We start from the raw sequence: 12,542 nt of genomic DNA on the forward strand, positions 1-12,542 counted from the left end.
CTACTCCGCCGCCGTCATGTCCAGGACCGCGGCCCCTCGCACTCGACCTTCGCGCAGGGCCTGGAGCGCCTCGTTCGCGGCGGACAGGGGAAACACCTGGACCTCCGTGCGCACGGGCACTCGCGGCGCCAACGCCAGGAAGTCCATCGCGTCCTGACGCGTGAGGTTCGCCACCGAGCGCACCCCGCGCTCCTCCCACAACACCGAATAGGGGAAGGACGGGATGTCACTCATGTGGATGCCGCCGCACACCACCACGCCGCCCTTGTCCACGGCCTTCAGCGCGGCGGGCACCAGCGCGCCCACGGGAGCGAAGAGGATGGCCGCGTCCAGCGGCTCCGGCGGCGGCGTGTCCGAGCTCCCCGCCCACACCGCGCCCAGTTCCCGCGCGAAGGCCTGGCCCCTGGCGTCACCCTCGCGAGTGAAGGCATGCACGCGGCGCCCCTGGTGCCGCGCCACCTGGATGAGGATGTGCGCGGCGGCGCCAAAGCCATACAGCCCCAGCCGGGGGCCCTCCCCCGCCATGCGCAGGCTGCGGTAGCCGATGAGCCCCGCGCACATCAGCGGCGCGGCCTCCACGTCGCGGTACGACGGCGGCAGCGGGAAGCAGAAGCGCGCATCCGCGACGGTGTACTCCGCGAAGCCCCCGTCGATGTCGTAGCCGGTGAAGCGCGCCGTGTCGCAGAGGTTCTCCCGGCCGGAGCGGCAGAAGCGGCACTGCCCGCAGCTCCACCCCAACCACGGCACGCCCACTCGCCGCCCGGGGGCGAAGCCTTCCACCCGCGCGCCCGTCTCCACCACCGTGGCCACGATTTCGTGGCCCGGTACCAGCGGCAGCTTCGGGCGCGTCAGCTCTCCATCCACCACGTGCAGGTCCGTGCGGCACACCGCGCAGGCGTGCACCTTCAACAACACCTGCTCCGGCCCGGGCTCCGGAATGGGCCGCTCCTCCTGCCGCAGGCGCTGTCCAGGTGCGTGGAGCACCATCGCCCGCATGGTCCCTGCCATGGCCCGCCTGCCTCTCCACCCGCGCACTTCACGGGTGTCGAGGACAAGCTAGTCAGTGCCAGATGACCCGGCCGCTGCCGTTGACCCGGAGCTGGGTCGACTGGGCATGGCCATACAGGTCCACGTTCCCAGACGAGTCGAGCACGACGACCGCCCCGCCCCCGTCCACGTACGCGGCGACGGTGCCGGAGCCCTGCGACGTGATGTTCACGTCCACGGCCCGGAGGCCCGAGGCTCCGATACCACCGCTGCCATCCAGCCAGGCGTCGAGCCGGTTGGTGACGCCCTTGAGCGTCGTGAAGCCGGAGCCGTCCACCCGGGCGCGCACATGCTTCGCCGCCCCCTCGAACTTCAAGTCGCCGGAGCCGGACTGCGACAGGTCCACCCACTCGGCCATGCCTTCGCCGGCCGCGCACAGCTCCATGTTTCCGGAGCCACTGAGCTTCGCATCCAGCGTGCGCACCCCGCCGCAGAAGCGCAGGGAGCCGGAGCCCTTCGCCACCAGCTTCACGTCCTCCTTCACCCGCTCGAAGCCTTCCACGCGCAGGATGCCGGAGCCGTCCTGCGTCGCGCCCACCATGCGCGGCACCAGGATCTCCACGCGCGCCGGACCCCGGGGCGCGAACGAGCCATCCGTCTCGATGACCAGCGTGTTGCCGGGCGACACGAAGGTGCGCACGCGGTGCTGGAGGTTCTCATCCAGCGTGACCTTCACGTCCGGCACCTCACCTTCGCGAATCACCACCTCCATCGAGCCCCGGTTCTCCACGGTGGAGAACTCGGTCGCCACGCGCGACTCCGTGACGGTGTTGCCGTCGCCCTGCACCTCATCGGTGAAGTAGCAGCCGGACAGCAGTCCCGCCGCGAGCGCGGCCACTCCCAAACGCTTCCACATGTTCCCCTCCCGGACTTCGAATCGAATGCCGCGTCAGATCTGCACGCCCAGCAGGACGCCCGGCCACACACGCACGGTGGTGCGTCCCCCATCGGAGACGCTGCGCCACTCGGGCCCGATGCCCAGCTCCTCCCAACGGTCCCCGTTGTCCCAGGTCACGAGCGTGTTGCCGGTGACGCCACCGATGAGCGCGAAACGCTTCGCCACCTGCCAACCCGCCACCAGCCGCAACTGTCCCAGTACGTTCAGGCCGTCGCCATCGCGAAAGAGGTTGTCCGTGTGGACGCCGCTGCCAATGACATCCAGGTCGAAGAACAATGGCCCCGCGGGGATGTGCGCGCCAAAGCCCATGCCTCCCACGTAACGGCGGCGGTGCGTGTCCGTGCCCGGGTTGAAGCCCAGCGTCAGCAGCGTGTGGAAGTGCCGTCCGCCGAACTTCACCGCGACGTTGGTGTACGCGAGGTCGCTGGCCCACAGCTGCAGGTTCGCCTGACCGTTGCCGATGAAGCTGAGCAGGCCCAGCGCCTCGCCCTGGGACTCACGCGCGACGTTGATCAACCCCAGCTGGAGGCCGTCCACCTTGCCCGCGACGTTGATCAACCCCACCTGCGCGCCGGACACGTCCCCGCCCACGTTGAGCAGCGACAACTGCGCGCCGTCCATCCGGCCCGCGTAGTTGAAGCCCGAGGAGGCCTGGAGACCCGACATCGTCGAAGCAATGTTCGCGCCCGCCGCGAACTGCGCGCCCTTGAACTGCGCGGTCGCGATGTTCGCGCCCACCGTGAACTGGCCCCCCACGCCACCCGAGCCCGCGATGTTGGCGCCCACGGAGAACTGTCCGCCGGACAGCTCGCCGCCCACCACGTTGCCGCCCACGGAGAACTGGCCGGCCGCCGCCGCGCCCTTCACCACGTTGAGGCCCACCGCGGCCTGAATACCGTCCAGTTCTCCCGTGACGATATTGCCTCCGGTGGCGAACTGCGCGCCGGACGCGGTGCCTCGCACCACATTGGCTCCCAGCGCGAGCTGCACGCCGGACAAATCCTCGCCCACCCAGTTCGCGCCCAGGGACATGGCCGCGCCATCCACCCGCTTCGCATGCGTCGCGAGCGCACCGAGCGCGAACGTGGTCACCAGCCGCTCCGTGGCCGTGCCCGCCGTGCTCACGTGCGGCAGCGCCATCAGCACCACCGGGACGTGGATCTCCTCCGTGTCCGAACGCTGCCGCGCCACCGTGGCCCCCGCGGGCTCACCGCCTGTCGCGGCCTCCACGAGGGGCGCGGGGGACAGCGCCGCGACAGGAATCGCGACGGCCGTGGGAGCCGGTGCCTCCTGCACGGGAGCGAAGTGTGACTCCGGAGCAGCGGTCCCTTCCGTGCGCTCCTCGGCTCCGGCCGCTCCCGCCGCCACCGCGACCATCACCCCGACACACACCGCGACCTTGCGCTTCATCGCCTGGACCTTCCTGAAAAAGGATTCGGCGAAGGGAACACCGCGGCCTTCCAGAACTGTCACCTGCCCGTCTTCACCTTCACGAAGCCCGGTGTCCGGCGCGCCCGGCCGCTACGCTTCCCCCATGCGCCCGTCCCGTCCTCCCCACCCTTCCCGCCGCGAGGTCCTGGTGGCGGGCATCGGCGCCGCGCTCGCGCCGTCCCTCTCCGCCCTGGCCCAGAGTCCCCGCATGCTCACCCGCCCCATCCCCAGCTCCGGCGAAGCCCTGCCCGTCATCGGCATGGGCACCTGGCAGACCTTCGACGTCGGCGGCGCCGCGAACGAACGCGCCCCCCTGGCCCAGGTCCTCCAGAAGTTCTTCGACTCGGGCGCGCGCCTCATCGACTCGTCCCCCATGTACGGCCGCTCCGAGGCCGTCGTGGGCGACCTGCTGAAGCAGTCCGGCCAGGAGAAGACGCCGTTCCTCGCCACCAAGGTCTGGACGCGCGGCAAGGCGGAGGGGGCGGCGCAGATACAAGCGTCCCTCCAGAAGATGGGCCACGGCCGCATGGACCTGATGCAGGTGCACAACCTGCTGGACGTGGACGTGCATCTGCCCGTGCTGCGGGAGATGAAGGCCGCGAAGAAGATCCACTACGTGGGCGTCACCCACTACCTGCGCAGCGCCTTCGACGACCTGGAGAAGCACATCCAGGGCGGCAAGCTGGACTTCGTGCAGCTGCCCTACTCGCTCGCGATGCGCGACGCCGAAGCGCGCCTGCTGCCCGCGGCGAGGGAGCACGGCGTGGCCGTGCTCGTCATGGAGCCCTTCGACAAGGGCAACCTCTTCCGCAAGATGAAGGGCCGCCCCCTGCCGGACTGGGCCACGGAGTTCGACTGCTCCAGCTGGGCCCAGTTCTTCCTCAAGTTCATCCTGGGCCACCCCGCCGTGAACTGCCCCATCCCCGCCACGTCCGACCCCGCCCACCTGGAGGACAACGTGAAGGCGGGCTTCGGACGGCTCCCCGACGAGAAGCTGCGCGCGCGGATGGTGAAGCTCTTCGAGTCTTGATCCGCGCGGACTACAGGTCGGGAGACGGCGAGTAGCGCAGCTCGCCGCCCGGCTCCAGCACCAGCCCGGTGCCGGGCTCGCCGGCCTCGTCGTCGCGCCCCACCTCCAGCACGCCGTCCTCCGCGTCCCACTGGCCCAGGTAGTACTCGCCACCCGCCGCCATGCACGCGCGCCCTTCGGACACCACCGTCTCCACCACTTCCTTCTTGTCGCTGGTGAGGCGGTAGAGCGTCCACGTCTTGCCGTCCTCGCGGAAGCCCTTCACCAGGTCCGCCAGCTCCTCGTCGCGAGGCGTGCCGCCCGCCTTCTCCTCGCGCGCCCACTCGCGCGGCTCCTTCGCGGGCTGCGTCTTCTGCCACGCCCGCGCCAGCTCCAGCAGCTTCTGCTGGGCGGCGTCCTGGAGCGCGTGCATCGCGTCCGGCAGCTCAATCTCCTCCAGCGCCAGCAGGGCCGTCTCCAGCTGCAGCGCCTTCAGGCTCCACTCGTTCCACGCGGTCTTCAGCATCCGTGTCGCTCCCGGCCGTCGCGCCTCGTTCCGAAAGACGAAACAAGCGAGTGGGCCCGGCACGCCCCCTATCACACGCCCGGCTGCCGGGGTGCCGACCCGGCGGTGCGGACGATGTTCGCTGCCCGGCCGCTGCCTACCTTCAACCGCCAAGGGAGGCGAGCACATGACGACGACGAAGAGTCCGCAGGACGTGGTGGAGCACCTGGGCAAGCTCATCCACGGCATCAAGGTCGCGATGATGACGACCGTGGACGCCGACGGCAGCCTGCGCAGCCGGCCGATGTGGACCTACGACAAGGACTTCGACGGGGAGCTGTGGTTCTTCACCAACGACCACACCCACAAGGTGGACGAGGTGCAGAAGGACCACCACGTCAGCCTCGCCTACTCAGACCCCACCCGGGACCGGTACGTGTCCGTCAGCGGCCGCTGCGCGCTGATCCGCGACAAGGCCAAGGCCAAGGAGCTGTGGAACCCCGCCCTCAAGGCCTGGTTCCCCCAGGGTCTGGATGATCCGAACCTGGCCCTGCTGCGCGTCTCCGTCGAGAAGGCCGAGTACTGGGACACGCCCAACAGCAAGATGGTCCAGCTGGTCGGGTTCGTGAAAGCCGTCCTCACCGGCGATAAGTACCACCCGGGCGACAACCAGAAGCTCGACCGGGGCGCCCCCCGCCACAACTGACGGGAACCCGAACGGGGCCGCCGGAAGGCCGGCGGTTCCCACGCTCTCAAATCCTGACACGTGTGTCAGGGGGTGTGTGAAAGCAGGACAGCCTCAGAACTGACGCACCTGGACCCACCCGGCGAGCGCCCCCAGGGAGCTCGCCGTGGTGGGTGAGACTTTTGTCCCATGGTTGCTGTTTCTCTGACAGCGCCGTTCGTCCTGGCTTGTAGCGGGGCCCCGGCCCGAGTCATGCAGCCGAGCGCCGCCGTGGTACGAGCCGCAAACCGTCCGCACATCACGTTGAAGTGACAGACGGTTTAGAGTATCAACCATCCGCTTTCGAGATTTTCCACCTTCCGTCCGGCATTTTTGCCGGCGCCGGATGGAACGGACTCGGAGACGCTCATTGGGCGGAGCGATTTCCCGCCATTCGAAGGAATCAGGACGATGGAGAATAAGAAGAAGGTCGCGAAGCCCGAGGGCAAGCTGGCGGTGCTCATCCCGGGCCTGGGCGCGGTTTCCACCACGCTGATGGCGGGTGTGGAGCTGGCGCGGCAGGGCAAGGGCGCCCCCATTGGCTCGCTCACGCAGATGGGCACGGCCCGCCTGGGCAAGCGCACCGACGGCCGCACCGTGAAGCTCAACGAGCTGGTGCCGCTGGCCACGCTGGACGACGTCGTCTTCGGCGCGTGGGACATCATCAGCGAGGACGCCTACCAGGTGGCCGTGCGCTCGGGCGTGCTGACCGACAAGCACCTGGAGCAGGTGAAGCCCTTCCTCCAGGGCATCAAGCCGAAGCCGGGCGTGCATGATCCGGAGTTCGTGCGCCGTATCGCGGCCAACCACATCAAGGCCACGAAGACGCACCGCGAGAGCATCGAGGCCATCCGCCAGGACATCCGGGACTTCAAGAAGGAGCTCAACGCCAAGCGCGCCGTGATGGTGGTGTGCAGCAGCGTGGAGACCTTCCGCCCGCTGCCGGAGGCCTTCCAGACGCTGGCCAACTTCGAGAAGGCGCTGGACGCCAACAGCCCGGACATCAACCCCACGGCGCTCTACACCTACGCGGCCATCAAGGAAGGCGTGCCGTTCGCCAACGGGACGCCGAACGCCTCCGTGGACACGCCGGCGCTGCAGGAGATGGCCAAGCTGGAGGGCGTGCCCGTCGCGGGCCGTGACCTCAAGAGCGGCCAGACGATGATGAAGACGGTCATCGCGCCCGCGCTCAAGGCGCGCATGCTGGGCCTGGAGGGGTGGTTCTCCACCAACATCCTGGGCAACCGTGACGGCGAGGTGCTGGATGATCCCCAGGCCTTCAAGGCCAAGGAAGTGACCAAGTCGAGCGTGCTCGACACCATCCTGCAGCCGGACCTGTACCCGGAGCTGTACAACAAGTACTCGCACAAGGTGTCGATCCACTACTACCCGCCCCGCGGCGACGCGAAGGAGGGTTGGGACAACATCGACATCACCGGGTGGCTGGGCTACCCGATGCAGATCAAGGTCAACTTCCTCTGCCGCGACTCCATCCTGGCGGCGCCGCTGGTGCTGGACATCGCGCTGTTCCTGGACCTGGCGAAGCGGATGGAGTGGCGGGGCATCCAGGAGTGGATGTCCTTCTACTTCAAGAGCCCCATGGCCCACCCGGGTCTGCCGGTGGAGCACGACCTGTTCATCCAGCTGACCAAGCTGAAGAACACGCTGCGCGTCGTCGCGGGCGAAGAGCCCATCACCCACCTGGGGCTGGACTACTACGGGGATGACCTCCCGCTCGCCCGCTAAGAACGACTCCGCGTTCAAGTGGCTCGTCACCGTCATGGCGGCGGGCCACTTCACGTTGGTGGTCTCCACCGGCCGCGTCCGGTGGGAGCACGTCGCGGCGGACCTGCTGCTGGTGGTGCTGGCCTGGGCCGGCGCCGGCCCGCGGCGGTTCCTCCGCGGCGCGTTCCCGCTGTGGCTCACCGGTATGATCCTGGACAGCCAGGCGCTGTGGCTGGGGGTGCGCGGCACCATCCACACCGGCGACCTGTGGAACCTGGAGAAGCTGCTGTTCCCCGCCCCGGGCGGAACGCACTGGCCCGAGTGGTGGTCGCGTCACCCCAACACACCGTTGGACCTGCTGTGCGGCTGGGCCTACGCGGCCTACCTCTACGAGGTCTTCCTCGTGGCGCTGTTGTTCTTCTTCAAGAAGGACGTGCGCTTCGAACAGCTGTGCTGGGCCTTCTTCGTGGTGAACGCCATTGGCGTGGTCACCTACGTGATCTACCCCGCGGCTCCCCCCTGGTACGTGCTGAAGTACGGGCCGGGACTCGCGGACCTGTCGGCGCCGCCCAGTCCGGCGGGCACCGCGCGCTTCGATGCCTTCTTCGGCATCCACTACTTCGCGAACTTCTACGCCAAGAACCCCAACGTCTTCGGGGCCATGCCGTCGCTGCACGCGGCCTACCCGCTGATGATGGTGCTCGTGCTCTGGCACAAGGGCCCCGCGTGGCGGGTGGGCACCATCCTGTTCGCGCTGCTCGTCGCTTTTTCCGCCGTGTATCTCACGCACCACTATGTCCTCGACGTGCTCGCGGGAAGCATCGCGGCGGTCGTGGCCTTCGTCGTCGTGAGGGCTGTCTTCGCAAGACGGGCCATGGAAGCGCCAGGAGTGGCGCCCTTGACCCTGCCGTCTGGAGGGAACACCCGTGCATGACAACATGCTGGCCTTGCTGAGTGGCGACCTGTCCCCTTCGGCGCGCATCTGGACCGCGCTGGCGCCCGCGCTGTTCGCGGTCGCGTACTTCCTCGTGGGCCTGGTGCTCTTCTGTATCCGCTGTGCCATCAAGGGCATCCCGCGAGACGAGGAGACACTGACGCGCGGCAAGTCGGTGCTGGTGGGCTTCTTCCTGCGCCACTACTTCTTCTGGGTCATCCAGCCGCTGTGGCGGGTGCTGCTGCGCTCGGGCCTTCCGGCCAACGCGCTGTCCATGCTGTCGGGCCTGCTGGGCGTGTCGTCCGGCGTGGCGGTGGCGGCGGGCCGGTTCGCGCTGGGCGGCTGGCTGTTCCTCCTGGCGGGCGTGCTGGACGTGATGGACGGCCGCGTGGCGCGCACCCGCAAGGAGGCCAACCCCGCGGGCGCGGCGCTGGACTCCGTGCTGGACCGGTACGTGGACTCCGCCATCCTGATGGGCCTGGCCTGGTACTACCGGGACACCTGGGTGCTGCTGCCCGCGCTGGGTGCGCTGATGGGCTCCTCGCTGGTGCCGTACGTGCGCGCCAAGGGTGAAGGCCTGGGCGTGAGCGTGCGCGACGGCGCGATGCAGCGGCTGGAGCGGGTGCTGTTCCTGGGCGTGGGCACGGCGCTGTCGCCCATCCTGGAGGCGCTGTTCTGGCCGACGGAGAAGCACCCCATGCACTGGCTGGCGGTGGCGGGCCTGGTGTTCGTGGCCGTCCTGAGCAACGTCACGGCGCTGGCGCGCTTCCGCACGCTGGTGCGGGCCCTGACGCCCAAGAAGCCGGTGAAGCAGCGCTCGGGCGTGGCGCTGTTCGGCTTCAACGCGGCGGCGGGCGCCATCGCCACGGCGGTGGACTTCGTGGCGGTGCTGGGCATGGTGGAGTGGGGAGGCATCTCCCCGGTGTGGGCCACGGTGGCCGGCTGCGTGCTGGGCGGCGTGGTGAACTACTCCATCAACCGGGTCATCACCTTCCGCAGCCAGGGTGCGGTGGCGCCGCAGCTGGCGCGCTACACGCTGGTGAGCGCGACCAGCGCGCTGCTCAACGCGGGCGGCGTGGCGTTGCTCACGCTGCACCCGCAGCTGGCGTACACGCTGGGTTGGTGGCTGGTGCGCGGCGTCGTGTACTTCGCGTGGAACCTGCCCCTGCAGCGCGACTACGTCTTCAACGACAACTCGGACGAGCTCCTGGAGCAGCGGCCCCATGCGGCGTGACACGCGCGCCCGCGGCTTGAGGGCCCTGCTGGTGGGGGCCCTGCTTTCGCTTCCGGGGGTGGCGGCGGCGGGCGGCGTGCTGGGGTTGTCCTTCGACTCCAGCGACCGGTACGGAGAGAGCTTCACCTTCGTGGCGGATGCGGACGACGGCACCTATGTGACGGTGAACCTGTCGGTGACGAACATTGGCCCGGGGTCGCGCACGGGCATCTGCCGCGCCACCGTGCTGCGGCCGGGCAAGCCTGCCTGGTCGCCGCAGACGCGCATGGGGGCGAAGGAGTGGGGCTACACGCCCGACACGGACACGCTCAAGTTGGGCACGTGCACGGCCCAGGCGACGGACGCGGGCCTGACGGTGGACGCGGCGTTGGACAACGGGCGGGTGACGCTGGAGTACGCGAAGAAGCCCGAGCCGTGGTCGCCGGAGGGCTCCGTGGTGGAGAACGGCAAGGACCGCTACCGCCACGAGGTGCTGCTGGGCGCGAGCCCCGTGAAGCTGACGCTCCAGGTGCCCAAGTCCGCGGCGGTGACGCTGGCGGGCGGCGGGTACGTGGACCACTCGCGCAGCACGGTGGCGCCGGCGAAGCTGGCGAAGCGCTGGGTGCGCTTCCGCGCGATGAAGGGTCCGCAGCACATGGTGGTGCTGGCGCGCGAGGGGCAGGAGGGCGACTACGCGCCTGTCTACGTCTGGGAGGGCAAGGGGGCCGCGCGGCTCCTGGAGTCCTTCACGGTCACGCAGACGGGCACGAAGGAGAAGAGCACGTGGCGGGCGGAGCTCACCGACCGCGACGGCAAGCCGGCGCTGACTTTGCGCGGCACCTCCCTGCTTCAGCGCAGTGCACCGGTGGAGTCGCTGGGAGTGCTGAGTGGGCTGGTGCGGCCCGTGGTGGGCTCGCCGGTGACGTACCTGCTGCGGGGCGTGATGGAGCGCCCGGGCAAGGCGCCGGTGGAAGGGTTGATGGAAGTGTCGGTGGAAGGCGAGTAGCCGGCAGGGGTCTTCAAGCGTGAGCGAGTCGTTGCTGCGGTCGGTGCATCACGTCCCCGGGGTCCGGGGGTTCGTGCGCAAGCAGGTGCTGCGGGTGGTGGCGCGCGGGGTGGAGTGGACCACCAAGCTGCCCGGCAAGCGCGCCCTCAACGTGTCCCAGGTGAACCCGTGGCTGCACGTGGGCGGCGGCGTGTCCCGCGCGCGCTACGGCGAGCTGAAGGCCCGGGGCATCACCTGCGTCATCGACCTGCGCGCGGAGCGCTGTGACGACCGCGAGGCGCTGGCGGCGCTGGGCATCGAGCTGCTCAGCCTGCCGGTGACGGACCGCTACCCGCCGTCCGTGGAGCAGCTGTCGCAAGGAGTGCGCTGGGCGCTGCCCCGGCTGGACGCGGGCGGAGTGCTGTACGCGCACTGCGAGCACGGCGTGGGGCGCGGGCCGCTGATGGGCCTGGCGGTGATGGTGGCGCGCGGCTGGGACGCGCCGGAGGCGTACCGGGCGGTGCGCCATGCGCGCTGGCAGGCGACGCTCAACGACCGGCAGTTGCGCGGTCTGGCGGACTTCGTGGCGGCTTGGACGGGCGTGCCGGAACGGGCGGCCTGAGCCGCTGTCGGTACTGGCCGAGGAATGGCGTCACTGCATCGACTTCATGGCGTCGTCAGCTGAAGTGGGGTGGCTACCCGTAAAGAGGTTCACGAAGATCGACCACGCCGTTTCAACAGATGCGGCAAGTACGACTTTGTGAGTGAACGACGACTTGATGATTTCCATGGTCACCTCCGGCTGAACAACAACAGCAGCGACGACGATCCCGAGCGCCTTCAAACCGACGAGAGCAAGGACACCGACGGCGACAGCCGACCACGCAAACCACTTCCAGTAGCCACCTTCATGGGCTGGACCCCACTTCAACTGACGACGACGCCCGAACGTAACCACAGCAAAGACGTTGGCAACGTCATGAACTGAAGAATTTTCAGTTCGTGGGATGGCCCATATCGCACAGGGCTTGGTTCAAGCTCGACCGCCCAGGTTCCTGGACGCGCACATACTCGCCTACGAGTTCCCCAGGTAGTCCGGAGGAGGCCATCTCTTGAGGCCTGTGAATAGGTGCTGGCATGGTCGAATACGTGGCCATGCGCGTCCACGCCTGCATCGCGGTGCTGCTCCTCCTATCGGCCTGCGCGGCCTCCACGCCGGGCCCGAAGGGCCCAGCGTCCCAGAGCGAGAAGCTCGCCAACCTCCAGCGCGCGGCGGAGCTGCCCTGGAAGGACGAGGGACAATGTGTCGTCCAGGAGGCTTCGCGGCCCTGGCCTGAGGTGGTGGAGCGGTGCTTTCACACGCTCGACACCCGGCGAATTCGCTTCCGCGATACCGAGCGGCAGTGTCCCGTAGCGACAGCGGATGCAGCCGCCCTGGAAATGATGGTGGGCGTCTGCCTGCTGACGCAGCCGGAACTGGTTGTGGGCGCGGTGGTCGTCATCGGCGTGGTGATGGTGGGCGTCGCCATCGCGGAAGCGCTGGAGGCGGAGTCGTGGAAGGGCGTGCATTCGGAGGACACGCCTGTGCCTGTCGCAGCACCCATCTCACGGGACGCCGTGGCGAAGCGGAGACCCCAGCCGGAGCCCTCGGCACAAGACTGGTTTCCGCCTGGCAGCCCACCTGAGCCTCGTGAGAGGGCGCGCCGCCCGGAGTGCACGCCCCAGCGCATCCCGCCCAAGGGAGGGAACAGGCTGCACAACCAGTGCGCGGACCGGATTCCGGACAACGCCTTCCGAGGCGCCAACGTGCTCGTCAACGGGAAGGCCTTTGACGCCCTGCAACTCGCGACGCGCAAGCTGTGGGAGGTGAAGACCACCGCCATTGAAACGTACACGCCCTACATTCAAGACCGCGAGCTTGAAAAGCAGGTGCAGGAAGGGCTGCGCGAACAGGCCCTCGCCGCGGCCTGCGGCTATACCTTCGTCATCGGCGTGCGCACCGAAGCCCATCAGAAGATGCTGGAGGAAGCCGCGCCCACGCTCACGGTCGTCCTCATGCCCTGGTGCTGAC

General features: G+C 68.9%; 13 protein-coding genes. 8 read left to right on the top strand and 5 right to left on the bottom strand.

The window, feature by feature from the left end; translation table 11 throughout:
* The 3 genes from D7Y15_RS08545 to D7Y15_RS08555 are packed head-to-tail and all read right to left on the bottom strand — an operon-like array spanning position 1 to position 3,355.
* Positions 1-1,008, bottom strand: a complete 1,008-nt coding sequence (locus D7Y15_RS08545; protein WP_121752241.1) for a zinc-dependent alcohol dehydrogenase family protein — start codon at positions 1,006-1,008, stop codon at positions 1-3.
* Between the two features lie 52 nt (positions 1,009-1,060).
* The gene (locus tag D7Y15_RS08550; protein WP_121752242.1) at positions 1,061-1,903 is read right to left on the bottom strand and encodes a DUF2807 domain-containing protein; all 843 of its coding nucleotides are present in this window, start codon (positions 1,901-1,903) and stop codon (positions 1,061-1,063) included.
* A gap of 33 nt (positions 1,904-1,936) precedes the next feature.
* Entirely contained in the window at positions 1,937-3,355 is a 1,419-nt protein-coding gene (locus D7Y15_RS08555; RefSeq protein WP_121752243.1) for a hypothetical protein, read from the bottom strand.
* 124 nt (positions 3,356-3,479) lie between these two features.
* Here D7Y15_RS08555 and D7Y15_RS08560 point away from each other — a divergent pair, with 124 nt between their 5' ends.
* Complete coding sequence (locus D7Y15_RS08560; protein ID WP_121752267.1) at positions 3,480-4,406, top strand: aldo/keto reductase; 927 nt, start codon at positions 3,480-3,482, stop codon at positions 4,404-4,406.
* Positions 4,407-4,416: 10 nt separating this feature from the next.
* On the opposite strand, the gene D7Y15_RS08565 is transcribed toward D7Y15_RS08560, so the two are convergent.
* Positions 4,417-4,911 carry a hypothetical protein gene (locus D7Y15_RS08565; protein WP_120575686.1) on the bottom strand — a complete coding sequence of 165 codons (495 nt, stop codon included), beginning with the start codon at positions 4,909-4,911 and terminating at the stop codon, positions 4,417-4,419.
* 166 nt (positions 4,912-5,077) lie between these two features.
* Here D7Y15_RS08565 and D7Y15_RS08570 point away from each other — a divergent pair, with 166 nt between their 5' ends.
* The 6 genes from D7Y15_RS08570 to D7Y15_RS08595 all read left to right on the top strand — a co-directional run bounded on the left by D7Y15_RS08570 (position 5,078) and on the right by D7Y15_RS08595 (position 11,093).
* Positions 5,078-5,596, top strand: coding sequence for a pyridoxamine 5'-phosphate oxidase family protein (locus tag D7Y15_RS08570; protein ID WP_121752244.1), 519 nt, complete (start codon positions 5,078-5,080; stop codon positions 5,594-5,596).
* Between the two features lie 429 nt (positions 5,597-6,025).
* On the top strand, positions 6,026-7,360 hold the full coding sequence (locus D7Y15_RS08575) for an inositol-3-phosphate synthase (protein WP_120575688.1): 1,335 nt from the start codon (positions 6,026-6,028) through the stop codon (positions 7,358-7,360).
* Positions 7,338-8,273 (top strand): phosphatase PAP2 family protein, encoded by a 936-nt coding sequence (locus tag D7Y15_RS08580; protein ID WP_120575689.1) that lies wholly within the window; start codon positions 7,338-7,340, stop codon positions 8,271-8,273. The genes D7Y15_RS08575 and D7Y15_RS08580 overlap by 23 nt, the downstream gene beginning before the upstream one ends.
* Positions 8,266-9,507, top strand: a complete 1,242-nt coding sequence (locus tag D7Y15_RS08585; protein ID WP_120575690.1) for a GtrA family protein — start codon at positions 8,266-8,268, stop codon at positions 9,505-9,507. The genes D7Y15_RS08580 and D7Y15_RS08585 overlap by 8 nt, the downstream gene beginning before the upstream one ends.
* Positions 9,497-10,492, top strand: coding sequence for a hypothetical protein (locus D7Y15_RS08590; RefSeq protein WP_120575691.1), 996 nt, complete (start codon positions 9,497-9,499; stop codon positions 10,490-10,492). Before D7Y15_RS08585 ends, D7Y15_RS08590 begins: the two co-directional genes overlap by 11 nt.
* A gap of 19 nt (positions 10,493-10,511) precedes the next feature.
* Entirely contained in the window at positions 10,512-11,093 is a 582-nt protein-coding gene (locus D7Y15_RS08595; protein ID WP_121752245.1) for a dual specificity protein phosphatase family protein, read from the top strand.
* A 30-nt stretch (positions 11,094-11,123) separates the two neighbouring features.
* Here D7Y15_RS08595 and D7Y15_RS44085 read toward each other — a convergent pair whose 3' ends face one another.
* Complete coding sequence (locus D7Y15_RS44085; protein WP_148712730.1) at positions 11,124-11,402, bottom strand: hypothetical protein; 279 nt, start codon at positions 11,400-11,402, stop codon at positions 11,124-11,126.
* A 206-nt stretch (positions 11,403-11,608) separates the two neighbouring features.
* Here D7Y15_RS44085 and D7Y15_RS08600 point away from each other — a divergent pair, with 206 nt between their 5' ends.
* A complete protein-coding gene (locus tag D7Y15_RS08600) occupies positions 11,609-12,541 on the top strand; it encodes a DUF6310 domain-containing protein (RefSeq protein WP_233604861.1) in 933 nt (310 codons plus the stop codon).
* Position 12,542: the final 1 nt, after the last annotated feature.

It is taken from the genome of Corallococcus sp. AB030 (genome assembly GCF_003668965.1).
GTDB classification, from domain to species: domain Bacteria; phylum Myxococcota; class Myxococcia; order Myxococcales; family Myxococcaceae; genus Corallococcus; species Corallococcus exiguus.

Excerpts from the sequence above, each read along its gene's own strand:
- D7Y15_RS08570 (WP_121752244.1), top strand. The coding sequence starts at position 5,078 with ATGACGACGACGAAGAGTCCGCAGGACGTGGTGGAGCACCTGGGCAAG.
- D7Y15_RS08545 (WP_121752241.1), bottom strand. The coding sequence starts at position 1,008 with ATGGCAGGGACCATGCGGGCGATGGTGCTCCACGCACCTGGACAGCGC.
- D7Y15_RS08580 (WP_120575689.1), top strand. The coding sequence starts at position 7,338 with ATGACCTCCCGCTCGCCCGCTAAGAACGACTCCGCGTTCAAGTGGCTC.
- D7Y15_RS08600 (WP_233604861.1), top strand. The coding sequence starts at position 11,609 with ATGGTCGAATACGTGGCCATGCGCGTCCACGCCTGCATCGCGGTGCTG.
- D7Y15_RS08560 (WP_121752267.1), top strand. The coding sequence starts at position 3,480 with ATGCGCCCGTCCCGTCCTCCCCACCCTTCCCGCCGCGAGGTCCTGGTG.
- D7Y15_RS08590 (WP_120575691.1), top strand. The coding sequence starts at position 9,497 with ATGCGGCGTGACACGCGCGCCCGCGGCTTGAGGGCCCTGCTGGTGGGG.
- D7Y15_RS08575 (WP_120575688.1), top strand. The coding sequence starts at position 6,026 with ATGGAGAATAAGAAGAAGGTCGCGAAGCCCGAGGGCAAGCTGGCGGTG.
- D7Y15_RS08565 (WP_120575686.1), bottom strand. The coding sequence starts at position 4,911 with ATGCTGAAGACCGCGTGGAACGAGTGGAGCCTGAAGGCGCTGCAGCTG.
- D7Y15_RS08550 (WP_121752242.1), bottom strand. The coding sequence starts at position 1,903 with ATGTGGAAGCGTTTGGGAGTGGCCGCGCTCGCGGCGGGACTGCTGTCC.
- D7Y15_RS08555 (WP_121752243.1), bottom strand. The coding sequence starts at position 3,355 with ATGAAGCGCAAGGTCGCGGTGTGTGTCGGGGTGATGGTCGCGGTGGCG.